22 protein-coding genes and 2 tRNA genes are annotated in these 22,776 nt (G+C 68.6%); 14 read left to right on the forward strand and 10 right to left on the reverse strand.

Features of this window, described 5'->3' with window-relative positions; all coding sequences use genetic code 11:
- Nucleotides 1-370: 370 nt before the first annotated feature.
- From dnaN to AB3M83_RS01650, 9 genes are all read left to right on the forward strand, one after another.
- Nucleotides 371-1,513, forward strand: a complete 1,143-nt coding sequence (gene dnaN, locus AB3M83_RS01610) for a DNA polymerase III subunit beta (protein ID WP_412944633.1) — start codon at nucleotides 371-373, stop codon at nucleotides 1,511-1,513.
- Nucleotides 1,514-1,565: 52 nt separating this feature from the next.
- Nucleotides 1,566-2,732, forward strand: a complete 1,167-nt coding sequence (gene recF / locus AB3M83_RS01615; RefSeq protein WP_412944634.1) for a DNA replication/repair protein RecF — start codon at nucleotides 1,566-1,568, stop codon at nucleotides 2,730-2,732.
- The gene (locus AB3M83_RS01620) at nucleotides 2,719-3,213 is read left to right on the forward strand and encodes a DciA family protein (RefSeq protein ID WP_412944636.1); all 495 of its coding nucleotides are present in this window, start codon (nucleotides 2,719-2,721) and stop codon (nucleotides 3,211-3,213) included. The genes recF and AB3M83_RS01620 overlap by 14 nt, the downstream gene beginning before the upstream one ends.
- A gap of 123 nt (nucleotides 3,214-3,336) precedes the next feature.
- Entirely contained in the window at nucleotides 3,337-5,379 is a 2,043-nt protein-coding gene (gene gyrB / locus AB3M83_RS01625; protein WP_412944638.1) for a DNA topoisomerase (ATP-hydrolyzing) subunit B, read from the forward strand.
- Nucleotides 5,380-5,459: 80 nt separating this feature from the next.
- A complete protein-coding gene (gyrA, locus tag AB3M83_RS01630) occupies nucleotides 5,460-8,030 on the forward strand; it encodes a DNA gyrase subunit A (protein ID WP_412944639.1) in 2,571 nt (856 codons plus the stop codon).
- Nucleotides 8,027-8,431 carry a DUF3566 domain-containing protein gene (locus AB3M83_RS01635; RefSeq protein ID WP_412944640.1) on the forward strand — a complete coding sequence of 135 codons (405 nt, stop codon included), beginning with the start codon at nucleotides 8,027-8,029 and terminating at the stop codon, nucleotides 8,429-8,431. The genes gyrA and AB3M83_RS01635 overlap by 4 nt, the downstream gene beginning before the upstream one ends.
- 106 nt (nucleotides 8,432-8,537) lie before the next feature.
- Nucleotides 8,538-8,611: transfer RNA gene (locus AB3M83_RS01640), tRNA-Ile, on the forward strand.
- A 16-nt stretch (nucleotides 8,612-8,627) separates the two neighbouring features.
- Nucleotides 8,628-8,700, forward strand: a tRNA-Ala gene (locus tag AB3M83_RS01645).
- A gap of 35 nt (nucleotides 8,701-8,735) precedes the next feature.
- Complete coding sequence (locus AB3M83_RS01650) at nucleotides 8,736-9,161, forward strand: NUDIX hydrolase (protein ID WP_412944641.1); 426 nt, start codon at nucleotides 8,736-8,738, stop codon at nucleotides 9,159-9,161.
- Here AB3M83_RS01650 and AB3M83_RS01655 read toward each other — a convergent pair.
- Nucleotides 9,152-9,583 (reverse strand): aminoacyl-tRNA deacylase, encoded by a 432-nt coding sequence (locus AB3M83_RS01655; protein WP_412945956.1) that lies wholly within the window; start codon nucleotides 9,581-9,583, stop codon nucleotides 9,152-9,154. The two genes, AB3M83_RS01650 and AB3M83_RS01655, sit on opposite strands and share 10 nt — an antisense overlap.
- A 74-nt stretch (nucleotides 9,584-9,657) precedes the next feature.
- Complete coding sequence (locus AB3M83_RS01660) at nucleotides 9,658-10,233, reverse strand: DNA helicase (protein WP_412944642.1); 576 nt, start codon at nucleotides 10,231-10,233, stop codon at nucleotides 9,658-9,660.
- Between the two features lie 104 nt (nucleotides 10,234-10,337).
- On the opposite strand from AB3M83_RS01660, the gene AB3M83_RS01665 reads away from it, so the two are divergent.
- Both AB3M83_RS01665 and AB3M83_RS01670 read left to right on the forward strand, forming a co-directional pair.
- Entirely contained in the window at nucleotides 10,338-10,895 is a 558-nt protein-coding gene (locus AB3M83_RS01665) for a peptidylprolyl isomerase (protein WP_412944644.1), read from the forward strand.
- 8 nt (nucleotides 10,896-10,903) lie between these two features.
- Nucleotides 10,904-11,773 (forward strand): rhomboid family intramembrane serine protease, encoded by an 870-nt coding sequence (locus AB3M83_RS01670; RefSeq protein WP_412944645.1) that lies wholly within the window; start codon nucleotides 10,904-10,906, stop codon nucleotides 11,771-11,773.
- Nucleotides 11,774-11,848: 75 nt separating this feature from the next.
- On the opposite strand, the gene AB3M83_RS01675 is transcribed toward AB3M83_RS01670, so the two are convergent.
- Entirely contained in the window at nucleotides 11,849-12,085 is a 237-nt protein-coding gene (locus AB3M83_RS01675) for a cell division protein CrgA (protein ID WP_412944646.1), read from the reverse strand.
- Nucleotides 12,086-12,141: 56 nt separating this feature from the next.
- Here AB3M83_RS01675 and AB3M83_RS01680 point away from each other — a divergent pair, with 56 nt between their 5' ends.
- The 3 genes from AB3M83_RS01680 to AB3M83_RS01690 are packed head-to-tail and all read left to right on the forward strand — an operon-like array spanning nucleotide 12,142 to nucleotide 13,748.
- Nucleotides 12,142-12,930, forward strand: a complete 789-nt coding sequence (locus AB3M83_RS01680) for a class E sortase (RefSeq protein WP_412944647.1) — start codon at nucleotides 12,142-12,144, stop codon at nucleotides 12,928-12,930.
- A complete protein-coding gene (locus tag AB3M83_RS01685) occupies nucleotides 12,930-13,094 on the forward strand; it encodes a hypothetical protein (protein WP_412944648.1) in 165 nt (54 codons plus the stop codon). The genes AB3M83_RS01680 and AB3M83_RS01685 overlap by 1 nt, the downstream gene beginning before the upstream one ends.
- Nucleotides 13,095-13,748, forward strand: coding sequence for an anthranilate synthase component II (locus tag AB3M83_RS01690; protein ID WP_412944649.1), 654 nt, complete (start codon nucleotides 13,095-13,097; stop codon nucleotides 13,746-13,748).
- A 3-nt stretch (nucleotides 13,749-13,751) separates the two neighbouring features.
- On the opposite strand, the gene pknB is transcribed toward AB3M83_RS01690, so the two are convergent.
- The 7 genes from pknB to AB3M83_RS01725 form a co-directional block, all read right to left on the reverse strand.
- Nucleotides 13,752-15,452 carry a Stk1 family PASTA domain-containing Ser/Thr kinase gene (gene pknB / locus AB3M83_RS01695; RefSeq protein WP_412944650.1) on the reverse strand — a complete coding sequence of 567 codons (1,701 nt, stop codon included), beginning with the start codon at nucleotides 15,450-15,452 and terminating at the stop codon, nucleotides 13,752-13,754.
- Between the two features lie 89 nt (nucleotides 15,453-15,541).
- Entirely contained in the window at nucleotides 15,542-17,341 is a 1,800-nt protein-coding gene (locus AB3M83_RS01700; protein ID WP_412944651.1) for a protein kinase domain-containing protein, read from the reverse strand.
- Nucleotides 17,338-18,795, reverse strand: a complete 1,458-nt coding sequence (locus tag AB3M83_RS01705; RefSeq protein WP_412944653.1) for a peptidoglycan D,D-transpeptidase FtsI family protein — start codon at nucleotides 18,793-18,795, stop codon at nucleotides 17,338-17,340. The genes AB3M83_RS01700 and AB3M83_RS01705 overlap by 4 nt, the downstream gene beginning before the upstream one ends.
- Complete coding sequence (locus AB3M83_RS01710) at nucleotides 18,792-20,168, reverse strand: FtsW/RodA/SpoVE family cell cycle protein (RefSeq protein ID WP_412944654.1); 1,377 nt, start codon at nucleotides 20,166-20,168, stop codon at nucleotides 18,792-18,794. Before AB3M83_RS01710 ends, AB3M83_RS01705 begins: the two co-directional genes overlap by 4 nt.
- Complete coding sequence (locus AB3M83_RS01715; protein WP_412944655.1) at nucleotides 20,165-21,397, reverse strand: PP2C family protein-serine/threonine phosphatase; 1,233 nt, start codon at nucleotides 21,395-21,397, stop codon at nucleotides 20,165-20,167. The genes AB3M83_RS01710 and AB3M83_RS01715 overlap by 4 nt, the downstream gene beginning before the upstream one ends.
- A gap of 12 nt (nucleotides 21,398-21,409) precedes the next feature.
- On the reverse strand, nucleotides 21,410-21,949 hold the full coding sequence (locus AB3M83_RS01720) for an FHA domain-containing protein FhaB/FipA (protein ID WP_412944656.1): 540 nt from the start codon (nucleotides 21,947-21,949) through the stop codon (nucleotides 21,410-21,412).
- A complete protein-coding gene (locus tag AB3M83_RS01725) occupies nucleotides 21,946-22,680 on the reverse strand; it encodes an FHA domain-containing protein (RefSeq protein WP_412944657.1) in 735 nt (244 codons plus the stop codon). The genes AB3M83_RS01720 and AB3M83_RS01725 overlap by 4 nt, the downstream gene beginning before the upstream one ends.
- Between the last annotated feature and the right edge of the window lie 96 nt (nucleotides 22,681-22,776).

Consider the following 22,776-nt stretch of genomic DNA (forward strand, 5'->3'; position numbering starts at 1 on the left):
CCGCGTTTCCCCATGTGTGGAGAGCCTGTGGATAACTCCCCGGCGACGGGGACGGATTGTGAACGGCGGGTGAGCTCCTGTGGATGACCGCCGGAACACCGCCTCGGCCCGGATCCCTTGTGTCACGGGCTTTCCGCAGCGCGTCCACAACTTACAGACGTGTAGTTCCCACTCGTTCAGCGGCATCGGCAGAGTTATCCACACTTTCCACAGCCGTTAACACCATGACAGATCCCTCTCTAAGAAAATCCCGATCCGATCACCCTGTGGGGAACGGCCTGTGGAATCCGGTGCGCATGCGGGCGCTTCCGGATGCACGGAGGGTGGGCACTAGCATGGGAGGGCCCATCACGCCGTCAAGGGAGCACCTGTGAAGTTTCACGTCAATCGCGACGTCTTCAGCGAAGCCGTGTCATTCGTCGTGAAGCTGCTCCCGCAGCGGAACCCGCAGCCGATCCTCGCCGGCGTGCTGATCGAGGCGTCCGAGGCCGGTCTGTCGCTCGCGGCGTTCGACTACGAGGCATCCGCCCGCACCCTCATCGAGGCGACGGTCGACGAACCGGGCACGATCCTGGTCCACGGCCGGCTCCTGTCGGAGATTGCGAACCGCCTTCCGAACGCGCCCATCCAGATCGAGCAGGATGCCGACGGCGAGATCCTGCTCACCTGCGGGTCGGCGCGCTTCACGCTCGCCTCGATGCCGGTCGCGGAATATCCCGCCATCCCCGAGGTGACCGGTGAATCCGGACTGGTTCCGGGTGAGGACTTCTCGACCGCCATCGCACAGGTCGCATTCGCGGCATCCCGCGACGACGTCACTCCCGTGCTGACCGGTGTCCAGCTCGAGGTGACCGGCAACGAGCTGAGCCTCGTCGCCACCGACCGGTACCGCGTCGCCCTCCGTGAGATCCAGTTCGACAACGGCGCCGTCGCCCGCGAGGACGCGACGACCGCCCTCGTCCCCGCGCGCACGCTGACCGAGGTCGGCAAGACCTTCTCGCACGCCGGCGACATCCAGGTCTCGTTCTCGGGATCCGGCGACCGCGAGATCATCGCGTTCACCGCCGGCAACAAGACGGTGACGTCGCTGCTCATCAAGGGCAACTTCCCGCCGGTCCGCCGCCTGTTCCCCGAGCAGACCGAGCACTTCGCCGTCGTCAACACAGCCGAGCTCGCCGAGGCCGTCCGGCGCGTGTCCCTCGTCCTCGACCGTTCGGCGCCGCTGCGCTTCACGTTCACCGACGAGGGCGTCTCGATGGATGCCTCGGGCACGGAACAGGCCCGCGCGACGGAATCGGTCGATGCGACCCTCGCCGGCGAGGACGTCACCCTCGGCCTGAATCCGCAGTACCTGCTGGAGGCTCTCGGCGCCGTCAAGAGCGAGTTCACGCGCATTACCTTCACCTCGAGCGAGAACGCGAACAAGCTCAGCCCCGTGCTGATCACTGCGCAGACCTCCGGCACGCCGGAGAGCTTCAAGTACCTGCTGCAGCCGAACCTGCTGCTGCGCTGATCGGACCGCTGTTCCGGGGTCCGCTGTCAGGGCCGGCGAATAGGGTGATCTGGTGATCGTGGAGCACCTCAGCCTTGTGGACTTCCGCAACTATGCGGCAGCCGACGTCGTGCTGGTGGCGGGCCCGAACGTCTTCGTCGGCCGCAACGGCCAGGGCAAGACGAATCTGGCCGAGGCGATCGGCTACTTCGCCACCCTCGGCTCGCACCGTGTGTCGCAGGATGCGCCGATGGTGCGCTACGGCGCGGATGCCGCGTTCGTGCGGGCGCGGCTCGGGTACGGCGAGCGGCGGGTCCAGCTCGAGGCGCAGCTGAACCGGTCGGGGTCGAACAAGGCCCGGGTGAACGGGTCGCCGGTGCGGACCTCCGAGCTGCCGCGGTATGCGCAGGTCGTGCTGTTCGCGCCGGAAGACCTGCAGATCGTCCGCGGCGACCCGTCCTCACGGCGGCGCTTCGCCGATCAGCTGCTCATCCAGCGCGCGCCGCGGCTGGCCGGGGTCCTCGGCGACTACGACCGGGTGCTCAAGCAGCGGACGGCTCTCCTCAAGTCGGCACGGGCGCGCGGTCTCCGCGCCGAGCAGCTCACGACCCTCGACGTGTGGGACGACAAGCTCGTCGGCCTGGGAACCGAGATCATCCTCGCCCGCGTGCGGCTGGCCGAGGATCTCGGGGAGCCGCTCCGCGCCGCCTACCGGGCGATCGCGGGCGCAGATCACGATCCGAGGCTGGGCTGGGCGCTCAGCGTCGCCGGGACCGATCCCGAGGAGGACCCCTCACGATCGGAGGGAGCATCCGCGCCGAGCGGGGCGGATGCCGTCGCCGCCGCGTTCCGGGCGGCCCTCCACGACCGGCGCTCGCAGGAGCTGGAGCGCGGTGTCACCCTCGTCGGCCCGCACCGCGACGACCTGCTGCTGCAGCTGCGCGGACTTCCGGTGAAGGGCTACGCCTCGCACGGCGAATCGTGGTCCGTCGCGCTGTCGCTGCGGCTCTCGTCCGCGCAGCTGCTGCGCGACCAGCTGCGGCTGGGGGATCCCATCGTGATCCTCGACGACGTCTTCGCCGAGCTCGACGCCGACCGGCGTGCCCGGCTGGCCGACATCGTCGCCGACTTCGAGCAGGTCATCGTGACGGCCGCCGTCGAGGGCGATGTCCCCGAGGCGCTGCGCGCGCGCACCGTGCGCGTCGAGGCCGGCACGATCGTGGCGGATGCCGATGTCTGACGTGCCCGAGATCCCCGAGACGACGGCGACGTACCTCCGGCTGCGCGGACTCGAGCCGTCCGCACACAAACGGCGGCGGCGGAAGCGTCGCGACGCGGACGACGAGAACCTGCCGTTCGCGCCCGGTCGCGATCCGAAGGGGCTCGGCGACCTGATCTCCGACCTCACCCGGCAGTCGGGCTGGGAGCCGCAGCTCGCCCGGGAGGACCTCGTGCTGCAGTGGGCCGAGGTCGCCGGTGAGGAGACCGCCCGCCACGCGGACCCGGTGGCGCTCAGCGACGGCGTCCTGACCGTGCAGTGCGATTCGACGGCGTGGGCCAAGAACCTGCACCTGATGCGATCGACGATCGTGACCGAGCTCGTCCGCCGCTTCCCCGAGGCGGGGGTCCAGACGGTCCGTTTCGTCGGGCCGGACGTCCCCTCCTGGAAATGGGGCCCCAGAGCCGTTCCAGGCCGGGGTCCTCGCGATACCTACGGCTGAGGCACGTCCGGGATCCTCTGGTCGGCATTCGGCGCGTCAGCGGGGCTTTCAGCGGCGGAAGCGACCCGGATACCGATAGACTGGGAACAAGCCCCGGCCGATGGATGTGGAGCGCGCGAACCGATGACCTCAGATACCCCCGACAATGTTCCCGAGGAACTCGATCCGCAACCCGCGAAGAAGATTCCCGCGGAGTACGGGGCGGATGAGATCCAGGTCCTCGAAGGACTGGAGGCGGTGCGCAAGCGTCCCGGCATGTACATCGGGTCGACCGGTGAACGCGGCCTCCACCACCTCGTCTACGAGATCGTCGACAACGCGGTGGATGAAGCCCTCGCCGGCTACTGCGACACGATCCACGTCACGATCCTCGCCGACGGCGGACTCCGCGTCGTCGACAACGGGCGTGGCATCCCGGTGGACCCGCACAGCTCCGATCCCAGCAAGTCGACCGTCGAGGTCGTCCTCACCGTCCTCCACGCCGGCGGCAAGTTCGGCGGCGGCGGCTACGCCGTCTCGGGCGGTCTGCACGGCGTCGGCTCGTCCGTCGTGAACGCGCTGTCGACGCGGTTCGAGGTCGAGATCAAGCGTCAGGGTCACGTCTGGAACCAGACCTTCGGTCAGGGCGGCAAGCCGCTGGCGCCGCTCGCGAAGGGCGCGGAGACCGACGAGACCGGAACGACGGTCACGTTCTGGCCGGATGCCGGGATCTTCGAGTCCGTCGACTTCGACTACGTCACCCTGCGGACCCGCTTCCAGCAGACCGCGTTCCTCAACAAGGGGCTGCGGATCACCCTGACCGACGAGCGGCCCGACGCGACGACGGTCGTCGACCTCGACGAGGGCGGCTCCGAGACGCAGCAGCGTCACGACGACTTCCTCTACGAGCGCGGCCTCGTCGACTACGTCGAGTACCTGAACAAGGTGCGCAAGGCCGAGATCGTCAACGAGGACATCATCGAGATCGAGTCCGAGGACACGGTCCGGCACATCTCGCTCGAACTCGCGATGCAGTGGACGACGAGCTACACCGAGAGCGTCTTCACCTTCGCCAACACAATCAACACCCACGAGGGCGGCACCCACGAAGAGGGGTTCCGCGCCGCGCTCACGGTGCACATCAACCGGTACGCCCGCGAGAAGGGCCTTCTCAAGGAGAAGGACGACAACCTCGCCGGTGAGGACATCCGCGAAGGGCTGACAGCGGTCATCTCGGTCAAGCTGTCCGAGCCGCAGTTCGAAGGCCAGACGAAGACGAAGCTCGGCAACACCGAGGCGAAGGCGTTCGTCCAGAAGATCGTCGGCGACCAGCTCATCGACTGGCTCGACCGTAACCCCGGCCAGGCGAAGCGCGTCATCACGAAGGCCATCGACGCGGCCACCGCCCGCCTCGCGGCGAGGAAGGCGCGCGAGACCGCCCGCCGCAAGAGCGTCTTCGAGTCCGCCTCGATGCCGGAGAAGCTCAAGGACTGCACGAGCAAGGATCCGTCCATCAGCGAGATCTTCCTCGTCGAGGGCGACTCCGCCGGCGGCTCGGCGGTGTCGGGACGCGACCCGGAGCGTCAGGCGATCCTGTCGCTGCGCGGCAAGATCCTCAACGTCGAGAAGGCGCGCCTCGACCGCGCCCTCGGCAACGCGGAGATCCAGGCGATGATCCAGGCCTTCGGGACGGGCATCGGCGAGGACTTCAACGTCGACAAGGCGCGGTATCACAAGATCGTCCTCATGGCGGATGCCGACGTCGACGGCCAGCACATCACCACGCTCCTGCTCACCCTGCTGTTCCGCTACATGCGCGGTCTCGTCGAAGCCGGGTTCGTCTACCTCGCCCAGCCCCCGCTGTACCGGCTGAAGTGGTCGAACTCCGCCCACGAGTACGTCTACAGCGACACCGAGCGCGACGCGCTCATGCGAGCGGGCGTCGCCGACGGCAAGCGCATCCCGAAGGACAACGGCGTGCAGCGCTACAAGGGCCTCGGCGAGATGAACGCCAAGGAGCTGTGGGAGACCACGATGAACCCCGAGACGCGAACGCTCCGTCAGGTGACGATCGACGACGCCGCAGCGGCGGACGAGATCTTCTCCGTGCTCATGGGTGAGGACGTCGAGGCGCGGCGCGGGTTCATCCAGCGCAACGCCAAGGACGTCCGGTTCCTGGACATCTGACCCGCAGGCATCCGATCGACGGCATCCGACCCCGCCCGGGCGGCTGCGCGCACGACGGAGAAAACGAAGACTGAGAGAACATGGCTGACGAAGAACGTCCTGACCCGACCGCCGGGTACGCGCACGGCAACATCGACCAGGTCGACCTCCAGGTCGAGATGCAGCGGAGCTACCTCGACTACGCGATGAGCGTCATCGTCGGGCGCGCGCTGCCCGACGTCCGGGACGGGCTGAAGCCCGTGCACCGGCGCGTGCTCTACGGCATGTTCGACGGCGGCTACCGTCCCGACAAGGCGTTCTCGAAGTGCGCGCGCGTCGTCGGCGAGGTCATGGGTCAGTACCACCCGCACGGAGACAGCGCGATCTACGACGCGCTCGTGCGTCTCGTGCAGCCGTGGTCGATGCGCTATCCGCTCGCCGACGGTCAGGGCAACTTCGGCTCCCCGGGCAACATGGGAGCGGCGGCCCCCCGGTACACCGAGACGAAGATGGCGCAGCTCGCGCTCGAGATGGTCCGGGACATCGACGAGGATACCGTTGACTTCGAGGACAACTACGACGGTCGCACGCAGGAGCCGTCGGTCCTGCCGGCGCGCTTCCCGAACCTCCTGGTCAACGGCTCCGTCGGCATCGCGGTCGGCATGGCCACGAACATCCCGCCGCACAACCTGCGCGAGGTGGCCGCGGGTGCGCTGTGGGCGCTCGAGAACCCGGATGCCACCCGGGACGAGCTGCTCGCGGCCCTGATGGAGCGGATCCCCGGACCCGACTTCCCCACCGGCGCGCAGATCCTCGGCACCAAGGGCATCCGCGAGGCGTACCGCACCGGCCGCGGATCGGTCACGATGCGCGCGGTGGTCAACGTCGAGGAGATCCAGAACCGCACGTGCCTCGTCGTGACGGAGCTGCCCTACCAGGTCAACCCCGACAACGTCGCCGCGAAGATCACGATGCTCGCGCGCGAGGGCAAGCTCAGCGGCATCGCCGACATCCGCGACGAGACGAGCGATCGCACCGGTCAGCGCCTGGTCATCGTGCTCAAGCGGGATGCGGTCGCCAAGGTCGTCCTGAACAACCTGTACAAGCACACGCAGCTGCAGGAGAACTTCGGCGCGAACATGCTGGCGATCGTCGACGGCGTGCCGCGCACGCTGCCGATCGACGGCTTCATCAGCTACTGGCTGACGCATCAGTTCGAGGTCATCGTCCGCCGGACGCAGTACCGGCTGCGCGAGGCCGAGAAGCGCATGCACATCCTGCGCGGGTACCTGAAGGCGCTCGACGCGCTCGACGAGGTCATCGCGCTCATCCGGCGCTCCCCCACGGTGGACGAGGCGCGCGATGGCCTGAAGTCGCTCCTCGACATCGACGACGCCCAGGCGGATGCCATCCTCTCGATGCAGCTGCGCCGTCTCGCCGCCCTGGAGCGCCAGAAGATCATCGACGAGGCGACGGAGCTCGAGCTCAAGATCGCCGACCTCAACGAGATCCTGGCGTCGCGGGATCGTCAGAGCACGATCATCGCGACCGAGCTGAGCGAGATCGTCGCCAAGTTCGGCGACGAGCGCCGCACGCACATCCTCCACGGGTTCGACGGTGACATGTCGATGGAAGACCTGATCCCGCAGGAGGAGATCGTCGTCACCGTCACCCGGAACGGCTACGTCAAGCGCACCCGCAGCGACAACTACCGGTCGCAGCACCGCGGCGGCAAGGGCGTCAAGGGCGCGCAGCTGCGGGCCGACGACGTCGTCGAGCACTTCTTCGTCACGACGACGCATCACTGGCTGCTGTTCTTCACGACGAAGGGCCGCGTCTACCGCGCCAAGGGCTACGAACTCCCCGAGGCCGGACGCGACGCCAAGGGGCAGCACGTCGCGAACGTCCTCGCCCTGCAGCCCGGCGAGGAGATCGCGCAGATCCTCGACATCCGCGACTATGCGGCCGCCGAGTACCTCGTCCTCGCGACGCGGGACGGCAAGATCAAGAAGACCGCGCTGAGCGAGTACGACACCAACCGCCAGGGCGGGATCATCGCGATCCGCCTGCGTGGACAGGACGAAGAGGACGGCGACGAGCTGGTCTCCGCACTGCTCGTCGACAGCACCGACGACATCCTGCTCATCTCGCGGCTCGGCATGTCGCTGCGCTTCACCGCGACCGATGAGTCGCTGCGGCCCATGGGGCGCTCGACGGAGGGCGTGAAGGGCATGGCGTTCCGGGAGGACGACAGCCTGCTCTCGGCATCCGTCGCCCGCGAGGAGGGCTACGTCTTCGTGGTGACGCAGGGCGGCTACGCCAAGCGCACGTCGGTCGACCAGTACCGCGTCCAGGGACGCGGCGGACTCGGCATCAAGGTGGCGAAGCTGAACGACGACCGGGGCGAGCTCGCGGGCGGTCTGATCGTCGGCGAGGAGGACGAGGTCCTGGTGGTTCTTGCCAGCGGCAAGGTGGTACGCTCGGCCGTTGCCGAGGTGCCGGCCAAGGGCCGCGACACGATGGGCGTCGTCTTCGCCCGTCCCGACGACGAGGATCGGATCCTGGCGATCGCCCGCAACGGCGAGCGAGGACTGACCGAAGACGCCGTTGCCGTCGCCGCCGAGACCGCAGACGCCGCGGCAGCCGAGACCCCGGGAGAGACTGACGCATGAGCACCGTAGCCGACAAGCTGGCCAAGAAATCGTCGAGCAAGACGAGCGCGAAGCAGGTCCGCCTGCGGCTCGTCTACGTCGATTTCTGGTCCGCCGTGAAGCTGTCGTTCCTGGCGGCGGTGGCACTCGCGATCGTCACGATCGTCGCCACCTTCCTCGTCTTCATCGTGCTGCAGTCCACCGGCCTCATCACGCAGGTCGATGAGCTGCTGAAGGCGGTGACCGACAACAGCTTCTCGCTCGCGTCGTTCCTCAGCCTCCCCCAGGTGATGGCGTTCGCCGCGGTCGTGGCGATCCTGAACCTCATCGTGGTGACCGTGCTCGGCGCGGTCGTCGCGGGCATCTACAACCTGATGGTGAAGGTGACCGGCGGGCTGCTGGTCGGGTTCACCTCGAACTGACCTGCGGAAATCCGGATGCCGCCCGCGAAGCGGCATCCGGATTCGTCAAACACCGCCATCTTCGGGTAAAGTCTTGGAGGTTGGCGGCGCAGGTCGGCAACAAGACGGGGCTATAGCTCAGGCGGTTAGAGCGCTTCACTGATAATGAAGAGGTCCCAGGTTCAAGTCCTGGTAGCCCCACACGAAATCCCCTTCCGGGGCCTTAGCTCAGTTGGTAGAGCGCCTGCTTTGCAAGCAGGATGTCAGGAGTTCGAATCTCCTAGGCTCCACATTTCTTGACAGCGAGTCCCAGTAGGGTGATCCCGTGGACATCCGCGTCGCTGCGTACGCCGTCATCACCGACGAGGACCGGGTGCTGCTCGCGCACTGGAACGACGCGCGCCGGCCGGCATGGACGATGCCGGGCGGCGGACTCGAAGAGGGTGAGGATCCACGGGATGCGGCCGTGCGCGAGGTCCTCGAGGAGACGGGGTTCCACGTGGAACTCGACGGCATCCTCGGTGTGGACTCGCACGTCATCGCCGCCAAGGACCGGATCTCCGGCGGCGGCGCGCTCCACGCCCTCCGCATCCTCTACCGCGCGCACATCGTCGGCGGCGACCTCCGGAACGAGACCGACGGCTCGACGGACGAAGCCGCGTGGTTCACCGTCCGCCAGGTCGCCGGCCTCACTCGCGTCAGCCTCGTGGACATCGCGCTGCGGATGGCGGGGCTCGTGCGTCAGCCCTGAGGTGGCGCGATGACCTCGGAGATGTCGGCCACCGTCGCTCCGTACGCCTCGATCAGCGCATCGGCGTCGACGAACAGGCTGTAGCCGTGAATCCCGGCGCCCATCGCGATCCGGCGCCCCACGATGTCGGCGTCGGCGAAGACCGGCCAGTCCGTGGAGCTGCCGATGGGCGTGATCGTGCCCCGCTCGTAGCCGGTCGCGGCCAGGGCGAGCTCGGCGTCCGGCAGCCGAAGCTTGTTCACGCCGACGGCCGCGCGGAGCTTCGGCCACGAGATGGCGCGGTCCCCCGGGATCAGGGCGAACAGGAAGGTGTCGTCACTGCGCTTGACCACCAGGGTCTTCACGATGTCGGACGGCTGCAGGCCGAGGAGGGATGCCGCCTCGGCCAGGCTGGCGGCGTCGGGGCGCTGCCGGAACTCGATGGGCAAAGACCGAGAGCGCGCCGCTTCCGCGACGCGCTCTGACGGTTCGGCCCTGTCGTCGGGCACGGGGACGCTCAGGCGTCGGGCGCGCGCAGCGGGTCGTCGGCCACCCACAGCTCGTCGTCCGCACGCAGCGTCTGCCACGCGGCGTAGAGGACACCGGCCGTGGCCGCGACTCCGAGGATGATGGCGATGACGCTCCCGGCGCCCATGCCCTTCTTCTTCGCCGGTGCGGCGACGGTGAGGGTCTTCGTGGCTTTCGCGCCGGCCTTCGCGGCGTTCTTCTTGAACTTCTCGACGTCGAAGCCGCCGAGGCCCTTGCCGTGGGCGAGGGAGTGACGCTTCTGGCTCGCCACGTCCCAGACGGACATGGCGGTGCCGACCACGGCGCCCGCTGCGGGCACGACGGCGCCGTTGAGGACGCGACGGCCGGTCGCGACGCCCTGCTCGAGGTACGGCGCGGCGTACTTCTCGTAGGAGTGCTGCACGGTCGGTACGACGTGCTCGCGGTTGTAGTTGCCGAGCTGGCGGCCAGCTTCGCGAGCCACGTGACCGGCTTCGTTCACCAGAACCTGCTGGCTCTCCCACAGCTTGTTGGCCTGGCTCTGCAGCTTGCGGAGTTCCTTCTTGCGCTTGCGGTTGAGGCTCAAGGTGTGCCCTCCCTTATCCGGGTTCGATCCGGGGACGATTGTTCCCCCATACTGCCAGACCCGCGCCGCCGTCCAAGGGGGTTGAAAGTGAGAGAATGATCGGTATGCCGATTCACTCCGCTGTTGCGACCCTGCACACCAACCACGGCGACATCGTCGTCAACCTGTTCGGCGATCAGGCGCCGCGCACCGTCCAGAACTTCATCGGTCTCGCCGACGGCTCGCAGAGCTGGACCCACCCCGCCACCGGGAAGCCCGGCGAGGGCCCGCTCTACACCGATGTGATCTTCCACCGCATCATCCCCGGCTTCATGATCCAGGGCGGCGACCCGCTCGGTCAGGGTGTCGGCGGCCCGGGCTACAACTTCGACGACGAGATCAGCCCCGAGCTGACCTTCGGCACGCCCTACCTGCTCGCCATGGCCAACGCCGGACTGCGCCGCAATGCCATCACCGGCAAGGCGGAGGGCACGAACGGATCGCAGTTCTTCATCACGACCGACCCCACCCCCTGGCTCAACGGCAAGCACACCATCTTCGGTGAGGTCGCCGACGACGCGTCCCGTGCTGTGGTCGACGCGATCGCGGCCGTGCCCACCGGTGCGCAGGACCGCCCGGTCGAGCCCGTCGTCATCTCCTCGATCGACATCGCGGGCGTCTGACCGAGGACGTGAGCTCCACCGATCCCCGGAGCAACCCGGACAACTTCTGTTACCGGCATCCGCAGCGACAGAGCTTCGTGCTCTGCCAGCGATGCCTGCGCACGATCTGCCACGAGTGCCAGACGCCGATGCCTGTGGGCGTCATCTGTCCCGAGTGCCTGGCCGAGCAGCAGAAGGGTGCGCGCGCAGCCGATGTGAAGCGCATGCCGGGACGGATCGCGCGGAAGATGCGCAGCGACCGCCCGATCATGACGTACGCCATCATGATCGTGACGATCGCGTCGTACCTGATCGGGCTGATCCCGGGGATCGGTGACACGGTCCGCGGCGCCCTCGCGTTCAACAGCGCGGCGCTGCTCCCTGGACCGTTCTTCGAGCCGTGGCGCATGCTGACCGTGGCGGTGGTGCACGCGAGCCCGCTGCCGTTCCACGTCGGGCTCAACATGCTCGCGCTCTGGGCACTGGGCCGGTCGCTCGAGCCGGCCCTCGGCCGCGGCCGCTTCCTCGCGCTCTACCTGTTGAGCGCGGCCGGCGGGTCGGCGCTGGTCGCCCTCATCGATCCCTTCAGCTGGGTCGTGGGCGCGTCGGGTGCCGTGTGGGGTCTGCTGGGTGCGATGTTCATCATCGGCCGCAACCTCGGCGTGAACGTCATGCCGATCGTGATCCTGCTCGGGATCAACCTCGTGTTCTCGTTCCTCGGATCGGGGATCTCGTGGCAGTCGCACATCGGCGGCGGGCTGGTGGGCCTGCTCGTCGGGTGGATCTTCTCCCGCACGCGAGGCCCTCGGCAGCAGGGCCGGCAAGCTCTGCTGCTGGGCGCGGTGGCGGTCGGGGTGCTCGCGGTCAGCTTCGCGGTGCCGCCGATCCTGTACACCTGAGGAAGTTATCCACAGGTCCATCCACAGGGTGGGGAGAAATCACACCGGTGTAATTCGCCCGATCGGGATGCCGCGTCAGCGCCAGCGCGTGGTCATCAGGAAGCCGACGAACGCGATGCCGAAGCCGATGACGAGGTTCCAGGCCGTGATGCCCGGAATGGGGTACTGCTGGCCGCTCAGGTAGAAGACGATGATCCAGACGAGCCCGATCAGCATCAGCCCCAGCATGATCGGCTTGAACCAGACCGGGTTGGGAGCCGCGTCGCCTTCGGGTTCGACGAGCTGGTCCTCGTCCTTGTCTCTCCGTGCCATGGCCGAAAGTCTACCTGCCAGCCTCAGCACAGCCTGTCCTGATTAGAATCCGAATCGTGACCGAGCCCACCTCGCCCTCTGCGGAGCCGACCCGCCGCTCACGTCGCGCGCGCAGCCGCCCTCGTGCCACGTTCCTCAGCGTGCTCGGCGAGGTCTTCCTCACGCTCGGCATCCTGGCTCTGATGTACGTCAGCTGGCACACCTGGATCGGTGACATCATCATCTCCAGCCAGAAGCACGCCGAGGCCGACGCCCTCGCCGAGCAGTGGGCGCAGGAGCCGGCTGAGGCGGAACCGCACGAGCCCGCGGCGAGCCCGGCGGACCCCGCCGACGTGCAGATCCCGGTCCTCGGCGATCAGGAGCACGGGGATGTCTTCGGGATCATGCGCGTGCCGCGCTTCGGGTCGGACTGGAAGTTCAACATCGCGTCCGGCATCTCGCGGCCCGACATCCTCGATGAGGGGGAGATCGGCCATTACCCCGACACTGCGATGCCGGGCGACATGGGCAACACCGCCTACGCGGCTCACCGCTGGACGTCCGGTGCGGCGTTCGACCCCATCGACGAGCTCGTCATCGGCGATGCCATCGTCGTCGAGACGAAGGCCGGCTGGTACACGTACCGGTTCCGGTCGCTGGAGTACGTGCAGGACACCCAGGTGGACGTGCTCGCCCCGGTCCCGAACAAGTCCGATGTCGCCGCCAACGGCCGCTACCTGACGCTCACCAGCTGCGCCCCGAAGCTGAACATGCTCGAGCGCATCATCGCGTACGCGGTCTTCGAGGAATTCACGCCGCGATCCGCCGGAGCGCCGGCATCCCTGACGGACGGAGTGACCGCCTGATGTACGCCGCTTTCTGGCGAGTTCTCCCCGGGCCGTGGTGGGTCCGGCTGCTCATCGTGCTGGTGCTCCTCGCGGCGATCCTCTACGGACTGTACTTCCACCTGTTCCCGTGGGTGTTCCAGTTCTTCGGCCCGGAGCAGGAATCGACGATCGGCGCCGGCTGAGTGACCGCCTCTGACGGCCGCGGCATCCGCGTCCTCGTCGTCGACAACCACGACAGCTTCGTCCACACCCTGATCGGCTATCTGCGCGAGCTCGGCGCCGTCGTGACGATGGTCGAGGCCGACGCCCGGACCGCGGTGGCCGCCCTCGACTCCGACGTCGACGGCGTGCTCATCTCACCCGGCCCCGGCACCCCCGAGGACGCGGGCGACTCGCTCGACGTCGTCCGCGCGTGTGCCGAGAGACGGATGCCGCTCCTCGGCGTCTGCCTCGGCCACCAGGCCATCGGGGTCGCCTTCGGCGCCCGCGTCGGCCATGCGAGCGAAGTCATGCACGGCCGGACCGCTGCGGTCTTCCACGACGACGCGGGCGTCTTCGCGGGACTGCCGCGCCCCTTCGCCGCGACCCGGTACCACTCCCTCGCGATCGACGACCGCTCGCTGCCGCCGGAGCTGGCGGTCACCGCCTGGACGGAGTCGGGGGTGGTCATGGGCGTCGCGCACCGGGATCTGCCGATCCAGGGCGTGCAGTTCCACCCCGAGAGCGTCCTCACCGAGGGCGGCTACCGCTTGCTGGGGACCTGGCTCGAGAGCCTCGGCCTGGAAGGCGCGGCGGACAGCGGCGCACGGCTCTCGCCGCACCGCGCGCTCAGCTGAGCCTCAGGACCCGCTGCAGACGGTGAGCGTGATCTCGGAGTGCACCGGGACCTCGCCGACGTGGGACTGGACCTTCACGATGCGCGGATCCGTCGCCGGGCACGAGGGATCCTCCTCGACGACGGGCGTGAGCCCGTACGCCTCGGACTCGAGTATCTCGATCGCCTTGTCGAGCGAGTAGTTCTGCGCGAAGTCCTCGACGGTGACCGTTCCCGTCGCGATGACGACGTCCACGGCGGTCCCCTCGGGCAGCTCGTCGCCCTTCTCGACCGGGTTGTCGTCGACCGTCGCGCTGATCACGGTGTCCTCGGCGAGATCCGGGTCGGTGCGACGGCTGACCGCACCGAGTTCGAGCCCCGCATCCTCCAGCGCCGCCGTCGCCTCCTCCAGGGTCAGTGCCGACAGCGTGGGGACCGCGGCGGTCTCCACCCCGCGCGAGACGTAGACCGTGATCTCGTCATCGGCGGCGACGGTGGTCCCTGCCGCAGGACTGGTGCGGATGACCGAGTCCGCAGGCACGTCCGCGCTCGTCTCCATCTGTCGCCGTGCCGTGAGGCCGTTCTCCTCGATGACCTCGCTCGCGCGATCCCAGGTCATCGAGACGACATCGGGCACCTTGAGCGCATTGGGGGTGACCTCTTCTCCGGCGGGCCGGAATGTGCTCACCCAGATCAGGACGGAGATGAGGAGCACCGCGAGCAGGGCGATGCCCGCCCACACCCAGGCCACCGGCGGGCCTGCCTGCGTGCGTCGCATCGTGTCGTCGCTGCTGAGCTGCCGGATCGAACGCGCCGTCTCGGCGGCCTGCCGCGGATCGGCACCGTAGAGCTCGTTGCTGAGCGATTCGACCTTCCGCTTGCTCGGCGCCTTGCGGCCGGCGGCGGTGGCGAGCGTGTCACGGAACGCGACGGCGGTCTGGGGACGCTGGAACGGGTCCTTCGCGAGTGCGCGCAGGACGACGGCGTCGAGAGCGCGTGGCACCGTGTCGTTCACCTCGGAGGGCGGGACCGGCGCCTCACTGACGTGCTGGTAGGCGACGGCGATCGCATTCTCACCGCGGAACGGCGGCTGACCCGTGAGGAGCTCGTAGAGGACGATGCCGGCGGAGTAGATGTCGGCCCGCGCGTCGACGGGGTCGCCCTTGGCCATCTCGGGAGAGAAGTACGACGCGGTCCCGATGATGGCGGTCGTCTCGGCGACCGTCGAGGACGAGTCCGACACCGCACGGGCGATGCCGAAGTCCATCACCTTGACCTGGCCGGCATCCGTCACCATGACGTTGCCGGGCTTGATGTCGCGGTGGACGACGCCGGCGCGGTGGGAGTACTCGAGGGCCTCGAGGATGCCGTCGGTGTAGCGCAGTGCATCGGCGAGCGGCAGCGGGCCCTCGGCGACGATGTCCTTCAGCAGTCGTCCGGTGACGAGCTCCATCACGATGTAGGGCTCGGGACGCGTCGTGCCGTCAGGATCGGTCCGCGTCTCCTCGCCCGCGTCGAACACGCGCACGATGGCCGGGTGCGACATGCGCGACGCCGACTGCGCCTCGAGGCGGAAGCGGGTGCGGAACGCACCGTCGGCGGCGAGATCCTTCTCGAGGATCTTTATCGCGACCTGCCGGCCGAGGGTGAGATCCTCGCCGCGGTACACCGAGGCCATGCCGCCCCGGCCGATGAGGTCATCGACCCGGTAGCGACCGGATAGCACGCGCGACTGAACGGACACATCACTCCCACCGACTGATCGGGGGCAAGCCTAGCCGAGCGCTCTCGGGAGCCTCCTGAACGCCGCCGCGGTCAGCCGTCGCTGCCCTCGCCGCCCGGCGTCTCCTCCGATTCGGGCGCCGTCGCCGGGGTGATCGAGGCTGACGCCTCGCCGGACGGATCCGACGTGCGCTCGCCCGCTTCGCCCTCGCAGGTGACCGTGTAGGTGACCGACAGCACTCCGCTCTCGTCCGGGACGACGGCCGCGGGGCGGTCACCGATGCCGAAGTTGCCGGTGGACTCGCCGTTGGAATCGAACACTCCGCCGGAGAGGGTCATCGTGTAGGTCTTCACCGCGGTGCCGGAAGGGCACGTGAAGCTGTCCCACATCACATTGACAGGCGATCCGCCGGTCACGGTGCCGTCGCCGTTGCCGCCTTCGATGCGGGGGGCGGTCGGGGTGTTCAGCGGCGCGGCCGCGTCGTAGTAGGTGAGGGTGATCTCGCGGCCGAACTCGACGTTCCCCGTCGGATTCACGGCGTAGACGAGCCCCTCGTCATCTGCGGTGGCGGCCGGATTGCCGCGTTCGCAGACGACGTTCGTGAACCCGGCGTCCTCCGCGATGGCGGTCGCGTCGTCGCAGGTCTCGCCCTCCAGGCCGAGCGTTCCGGGATCATCCGCGGTCGGCTCCGGGTCCGGCGTCGGCGTGGGGCTCTCGTCAGGGGTGTCCTGCGGAGTCGGTGCCGACGAGGAGGACGTCGGTGCCGGCTGGGCGTCGCCGTTCTGGTTCGTGATGAGCGCGATGAGCGTGCCCACGAGGACGATCGCCAGGAGCGCCACGAGGGCGATGAGGGGCCAGGTCCAGGGGCTGCGCTTCTTCTTCTTCGGCTGCTCGTCGAGCTCGGCATCCGTCGGGATCGCGGCGGTGCCGGATCCGACGGCGGCGGCGCCCGTGGAGGGGAGGATCCGCGTCGCAGCGCTGGTGTCGGCGCCGGGGGTGAGGAGCTTGGTGAACTCGTCGTCCGACGACGCGGCGCCACCGATCATGGGCACGATGGCCGTGGCACCGGCGATGTCCCCGCGACGGAGCGCGGCGGCGGCGCGGGCGACGGCCGAGGTGGATGCGGGACGCTCGTCGGGCTTCTTCGCGATCATGCTGAGCACGAAGCGCTGCACGGGCTCGGCGACCGTGTCGGGGAGGGGCGGCGGGGTGTCGTTGATCTGCGCCATCGCGATGGCGACCTGCGACTCGCCCGTGAAGGGGCGCCGTCCGGCGAGCAGTTCGTACGCCACGATGCCGAGCGAGTAGATGTCGGTCGACGGCGAGGCCGCGTGACCCGACGCCTGCTCGGGCGACAGGTACTGCACGGTTCCCATGACCTGGCCGGTGGCCGTCAGCGGGACCTGGTCGGCGATGCGGGCGATCCCGAAGTCGGTGATCTTCACACGGCCGTCGGGCGTGATCAGCAGGTTGCCGGGCTTGATGTCCCGGTGGACGAGCCCGGCGGCGTGAGCGGCCTGCAGGGCGGAAGCGGTCTGGGCGACGATGTCGAGGGTCTTGTCCGTCGACAGGGCGCCCTCGCGCTCGAGGATCGTCGACAGCGCCTCACCCGGCACGAGCTCCATGACGAGGAACGCGGAGCCGTTCTCCTCGCCGTAATCGAAGACGCTCGCGATGCCCTCGTGATTGACGAGCGCGGCGTGGCGGGCCTCGGCGCGGAAGCGCTCCAGGAAGCCCGGGTCGCCCATGTACTCGTCTTTGAGGATCTTGATCGCCACCGTCCGGCCGATGACGTGGTCGGTTGCCTCCCAGACCTCGCCCATGCCACCGATGGCGATACGAGAATCCAGCTCGTACCGTCCTCCGAAGCTCACACCCTGAGAGGGTCTCATTCGCTCAGCACCGCCTCAATCACTCGTTTCGCGATCGGGGCCGCGATCCCGTTGCTCGTACCGTTCTGGCCGAGCCCTCCACCGTTCTGCACCATCACCGTGACGACGACCTCCGGGTCCTCGGCGGGCGCGAAGCCCGTGAACCACAGCGTGTACGGATCGCCCGGGTTGTGCTCCGCAGTGCCGGTCTTCCCGGCCACGTCGACGCCGTCTATTCTCGCACCGGTCGCGGCACCGTTTCGGACATTGCCGATCATCAGCTGCGTCATCGTCTCCGCGTCCTGCGCGGTCAGGGCCTCCCCGAACTCGGAATCGGCCGGCTCCTCCTGCACGGTGAGGTCGGACGCGACGACCTGGTCCACCATGCGCGGATTGACGACGATGCCGTCGTTCGCAATGCCGGCGGCGACCATCGCCATCTGCAGGGGCGTCGCCTGCACGTCGCTCTGACCGATGCCGCTGAGGGCGGTCTGCGGCTCGTCGAGCTCCTCCGGGTACGTCGAGGCGCTCACATCGAGCGGGATCTCGAACGTCGAGTTGAATCCGAACTTCTCGGCCTGCTCGCGGATGGCGTCGTCGCCCAGGGCGAGAGCCAGCTGAGCGAAGGGGATGTTGCAGCTCAGTCGAAGAGCGGTCTCGAGGGTGACCTCGTCACCCGGTCCGCAGGTGCCACGGTCGAAGTTGTGCAGGATGTTGTCCGTCCCCGGGAGGCGGAACTCCGCCGGGTTCTCGAACGTCGACTCGGGTGTGAAGTCTCCCGAGGAGAGCGCCGCCGCCGTGACGACAAGCTTGAAGGTCGACCCGGGCGGGTCGATGTCTCCGCCGGTGGCGCGGTTGTAGAGCGGGTCGAGCGGATCGTCGACGAGCTCCTGGTACGCGGCGTTGACTTCGGAGCTGTTGTGCGACGCGAGCACGTTGGTGTCGTAGCTGGGGCTCGTCGCGAGGGCGAGGATGCGGCCGGTGTCGGGCTCCATCGCGACGACGGCGCCTTCGAGTCCGTCGAGGGCGTCGAACGCGACCTTCTGGATCTCGGCGTCCAGGGACAGCAGGACGTTCGAACCGCGCGCGGGCTGGCCGCTGACGATCTGCTCCATGCGCGCCAGGAACTGCTGGCTCCCGGTGCCCGACAGGGCGGCGTTCATCGCCTGCTCCAGTCCGGTCGACGAGCGCAGCACCGGGTTGATGAACCCGGTGATGGGCGCCCACATCTCGGCGTCGGGGTAGGTCCGCTTCCAGGTGTAGACGTCGTCGCTGCGCTCCGATGAGGCGATGACGGTGCCGTCGGCGAAGATCGTGCCGCGCTGCACCTCATACGAGTCGTAGAGGGAGCGCCGGTTCTCGGGGTGCTCGGCGAGGTCGCCGGCGATCGCGACCTGGATCCAGCTCGTGGCCGCGAACAGGCTGATGAACATGAGGAGCATGACGATGCTCAGTCGACGGAGCTGCGTGGTCATCCGATCACCACCCGGGGTCGGGACCGCACGGCATCCGATATGCGAAGCAGCAGAGCGATGATCAGCCAGTTCGCGATCAGCGACGAGCCGCCGGCGGCCAGGAACGGCATGGTCAGGCCGGTCAGCGGAATGAGGCGGGTGACGCCCCCGACCATGATGAACACCTGAAGCGCGAGGGTGAACGACAGCCCGGTCGCGAGCAGCTTGCCGAAGTCGTCCTGCCCGGCGATGCCGATGCGGATGCCGCGGCTGATGAAGACCATGTAGAGCGCGAGGATCGCGAAGACGCCGACCAGGCCGAGCTCCTCGCCGAGGCTCGGGAAGATGTAGTCGTTGTGCGCGAGGGGGGTCAGGTCGGGGCGGCCGAGTCCGAGGCCGGTGCCGAGGAGTCCGCCGTGTGCGAGACCGAAGATGCCCGCCACGAGCTGGTAGCTCGATCCGTTGATGTAGGCGGGGTTGAACGCGTCGAGCCAGTTCGAGAAGCGCGCGCCGACGTACGGGAGCACCTGCGAGGCGGCCAGGGCGCCCGAGACGGCCAGCACGACGCCGATGATGACCCAGCTCGTCTTGCCGGTCGCGACGTAGAGCATCGCGACGAACATGCCGAAGATGAGCAGACCCGTGCCGAGGTCGCGCTGCAGCACGATGATGCCCAGCGAGACGCCCCAGATCGCGAGGAGGGGACCGAGCTGGCGCGCGCGGGGCCAGGTGATGCCGAGGAACCGGGTGCCCACCGACGTCAGCGCCTCACGGGTGCGGACGAGGTAGCCGGCGAAGAAGATCGCGAGGCAGATCTTGGCGAGCTCGCCCGGCTGGAACGAGAAGACACCGGCGATCGATACCCAGACGTCCGCGCCCGCCTCGAGTCCCAGTCCCGGGACGAAGGGCAGCAGCAGGAGCAGGATGCCGCTGACGCCGAAGATGTAGGTGTAGCGGAACAGCACGCGGTAGTTCCGCAGGAAGACCACGATCAGGATCGCACCCACCACGGCGATCGTCGCCCAGGCGAGCTGGCGCAGGCCGAGGGACGACCACCCGGTCACCTCGTCGGCGATGTCGAGGCGGTAGATCATCGCGATGCCGAGGCCCGTGAGCAGGGTCGCGATCGGGACGACGAACGGGTCGGCATCCCGCGCCCGGATGCGGAGCACGATGTGGAGCGCGAGGGCGAGCCCGGCGAGCCCGCCGCAGTAGGAGAGGAAGGTGGGGTCGATCGTCCCGCTCGTGCCGAGCTGGACGAGGACCACGGCCGCCGTGGTGATGCCGACCGCGAACAGCAGCAGTCCGAGTTCGCGGTTGCGCTGTGTCGCCGGCCGGCGGATCCCGCGGAGCGCCTTCAGGACGGACGTGTCCGTGTCGAGGGGAGCGGTCATGGCGTGATCTCCGAACGGAGGTTCTCGACGATGGCTTGGGCGTCCGCGAGCGAGCGCGCCGAGATCGTCTGCTCGACCGACAGGCGCTGGTAAGCGCGGAGCTCGGCCAGGAGGATGTTCGTGTCTTCGTAGGGGGTGGACAGTGAGATGGGACCCAGGTCCTGCTGGATGCCGCGGTAGATCACGACGCTGTCGTCATCGGGGCCCACGAAGTAGCGCGTCTGCGTCCAGCCGTATGCGGCGAATCCGAGGGAGAAGAGGATGCCGATGATCGCGACGAAGCCGACGACCCACCAGACGCGGCGGCGCCGGCTGCGGCGGCGGTCCTCCTCGATGAGCTCTTCGAGGTATTCCGCGGCGGGCTCGAAGTGCGTCGGCTCGTTGGCGGCCTGACGCCCGGTCTGGAACCAGCCGGTGCGCGCGGGGCGGGACATCGGGATGTCGATGCCCTGCGGGGTGGAGGCGGAGCCGACGATCGTCGCGGTGCCGCTGAACATCGGGTGGCGCCCGCCCACGTCGACGAGGACGATGGTCACGTTGTCGGGGGCGCCGGCATCCAGAGCGTGCTTGAGCAGCAGGTCCGCGGTCCGGCCGGGGGCGAGGTCCTGAGCGAGGGTCTTGGCGGTCTGCCCGTCGTCGACGACGCCGCACAGGCCGTCGGAGCAGAGCAGCCAGCGGTCCCCCGGCTGCGTCTGCATGATGAACGCGTCGACCTCGGGGTCGGTGTCCATGTCGCCCAGCACCCGCATGAGCACGGAGCGGCGCGGGTGGTAGCGCGCCTCCTCGGGAGTGATGCGTCCCGAATCGACGAGGCGCTGCACGAACGTGTGGTCCGTCGTGATCTGGGTGAGGACGCCGTCGCGGTGCAGATAGACGCGCGAGTCGCCGATGTGGGCGATGACGGCGTAGTCGTCGACCATCAGGATCGCGCTCACGGTCGTCCCCATGCCGGCGAGCTCGGGGCGCTTGGCGACCGTCTCGACGAGGACATGGGCGGTGTCGACGATGGTCTCGCGGAGCTCGCGCTCCGCTTCGGCCGGGGTGGGGAAGGAGTGGTCCAGCTCCTTGAGCTGGTTGACCGCGATGCTCGAGGCGATGTCGCCGCCCGCGTGCCCGCCCATGCCGTCGGCGACGACGAACAGGTTCGAGCCCGAGAAGCCGGAGTCCTGGTTGTTGGAGCGGACCTTCCCGGTATGCGAGATGGCGGCGCTCGAGCCCTGAAAGACCATCGGTGCGGGCCGTTACTTCCGCAGCTCGAACGTCGTGGCGCCCACCTTGATGGGTGCGCCGACGATCACCGGGACGGGGGCTGCGACGCGCTCGCCGTCGTGCCAGGTGCCGTTCGTCGAGTCGAGATCCTGCACCATCCACTGCTCGCCCCACAGCACGAGCCGGGCGTGATGGCTCGACGTGTAGTCGTCGCGGATGACGAGCCCGGATTCACTGGAGCGGCCGATCGTGAGCGGTTCGTCGCCGAGCGGGAGTTCGAGCCCGGCCTTCGGCCCGCTCGTGATGACGATGCGGGCGACGGTGTTGACGGTCGCCTTCTCGGGGCCGCGGGGCGAGGCGGCCGGGCGCTGCGCGATCGGGGTGACCAGAGAGGTCTCGGCGTTTGCAGGGGCCGTCGCGATCGGGCCGGGAGCGGCCGCAGCGGGCTCCGGCATCCGACGCACCTTCACGCCGAACAGGTCTGCTCGCAGCGAGTAGACGACCGCGAACACGAAGAACCAGAGCAGGATCAGGAACCCGATCTGCAGCAGGAGCAGGGTCAGTTCACTCACGCCGAGCCTCCGAGGTCGAACATCCGCGTCGCGTCGTCGTCGCCGGGACGCGGCGGGGTCCGCGGAGCCTGCGCGACGACGCGGAACGTGATGCGGGTGCGGCCGATGGTGACGACCGAATCCGGCTCGAGGGCCGCCTCCGACACCTTCTGGCCGTTCAGCTGCGTGCCGTTGGTCGAGCCCATGTCGCGGACCATAGCGCGTCGGCCGTCCCAGATGATCTCGACGTGCCGCCGGCTGGTGCCGGCGTCGGGGATGGTGATGTCCGCATCCGATCCGCGTCCGATCACGGTGCGGCTCTTCGTGAGCGGATGCTGGGTGCCGTCGATCTCGACGACGCCCTGCCACGACACCTCGGCGGCCGTCGCCGATCGCGAGTCCACGCGGACGGTGCCGGTCGAGAGCTTCTCGTCTGCGGTGATCGCGAGGGAGACGGGGCCGGCGAAGCTGTAGTTCTGGGAGCGGGCGTGGTTCTCGACCAGCTGCCGCAGCTCGTCGTGAAGGGTCCGGCCGAGGGCGCTCATGCGCTCGTGGTCGGCGGGCGCGAGGCGCACGACGAGGGTGTTGGGCACCAGGATGCGGTCGCGCGAGACCACCGCCGCCTTGGCGTCGAGTTCGCTGCGCAGTGCCGACGCGATCTCGACAGGCTGCACACCGCTGCGGAAGGTCTTGGCGAACGCGCCGTTCACGGCGCGTTCGATTCCCTTCTCGAAGCTGTCAAGTAGTCCCACGGGGCTCCTCTGGCAGTCTGGACCGTTCGTACATGCTAGTTGCAAGACCCGGGGCGAGCCTGGGCGGCCCGGTCGGCAGGTGATTCTGCGGCGGGC

Origin of the sequence: Microbacterium pasadenense (genome assembly GCF_047246565.1) — a bacterium.
Lineage (GTDB): Bacteria > Actinomycetota > Actinomycetes > Actinomycetales > Microbacteriaceae > Microbacterium.

Excerpts from the sequence above, each read along its gene's own strand:
- AB3M83_RS01620 (WP_412944636.1), top strand. The coding sequence starts at position 2,719 with ATGCCGATGTCTGACGTGCCCGAGATCCCCGAGACGACGGCGACGTAC.
- gyrB (WP_412944638.1), top strand. The coding sequence starts at position 3,337 with ATGACCTCAGATACCCCCGACAATGTTCCCGAGGAACTCGATCCGCAA.
- gyrA (WP_412944639.1), top strand. The coding sequence starts at position 5,460 with ATGGCTGACGAAGAACGTCCTGACCCGACCGCCGGGTACGCGCACGGC.
- AB3M83_RS01635 (WP_412944640.1), top strand. The coding sequence starts at position 8,027 with ATGAGCACCGTAGCCGACAAGCTGGCCAAGAAATCGTCGAGCAAGACG.
- AB3M83_RS01665 (WP_412944644.1), top strand. The coding sequence starts at position 10,338 with ATGCCGATTCACTCCGCTGTTGCGACCCTGCACACCAACCACGGCGAC.
- AB3M83_RS01675 (WP_412944646.1), bottom strand. The coding sequence starts at position 12,085 with ATGGCACGGAGAGACAAGGACGAGGACCAGCTCGTCGAACCCGAAGGC.
- AB3M83_RS01685 (WP_412944648.1), top strand. The coding sequence starts at position 12,930 with ATGTACGCCGCTTTCTGGCGAGTTCTCCCCGGGCCGTGGTGGGTCCGG.
- AB3M83_RS01700 (WP_412944651.1), bottom strand. The coding sequence starts at position 17,341 with ATGAGACCCTCTCAGGGTGTGAGCTTCGGAGGACGGTACGAGCTGGAT.
- AB3M83_RS01705 (WP_412944653.1), bottom strand. The coding sequence starts at position 18,795 with ATGACCACGCAGCTCCGTCGACTGAGCATCGTCATGCTCCTCATGTTC.
- AB3M83_RS01710 (WP_412944654.1), bottom strand. The coding sequence starts at position 20,168 with ATGACCGCTCCCCTCGACACGGACACGTCCGTCCTGAAGGCGCTCCGC.
- AB3M83_RS01715 (WP_412944655.1), bottom strand. The coding sequence starts at position 21,397 with ATGGTCTTTCAGGGCTCGAGCGCCGCCATCTCGCATACCGGGAAGGTC.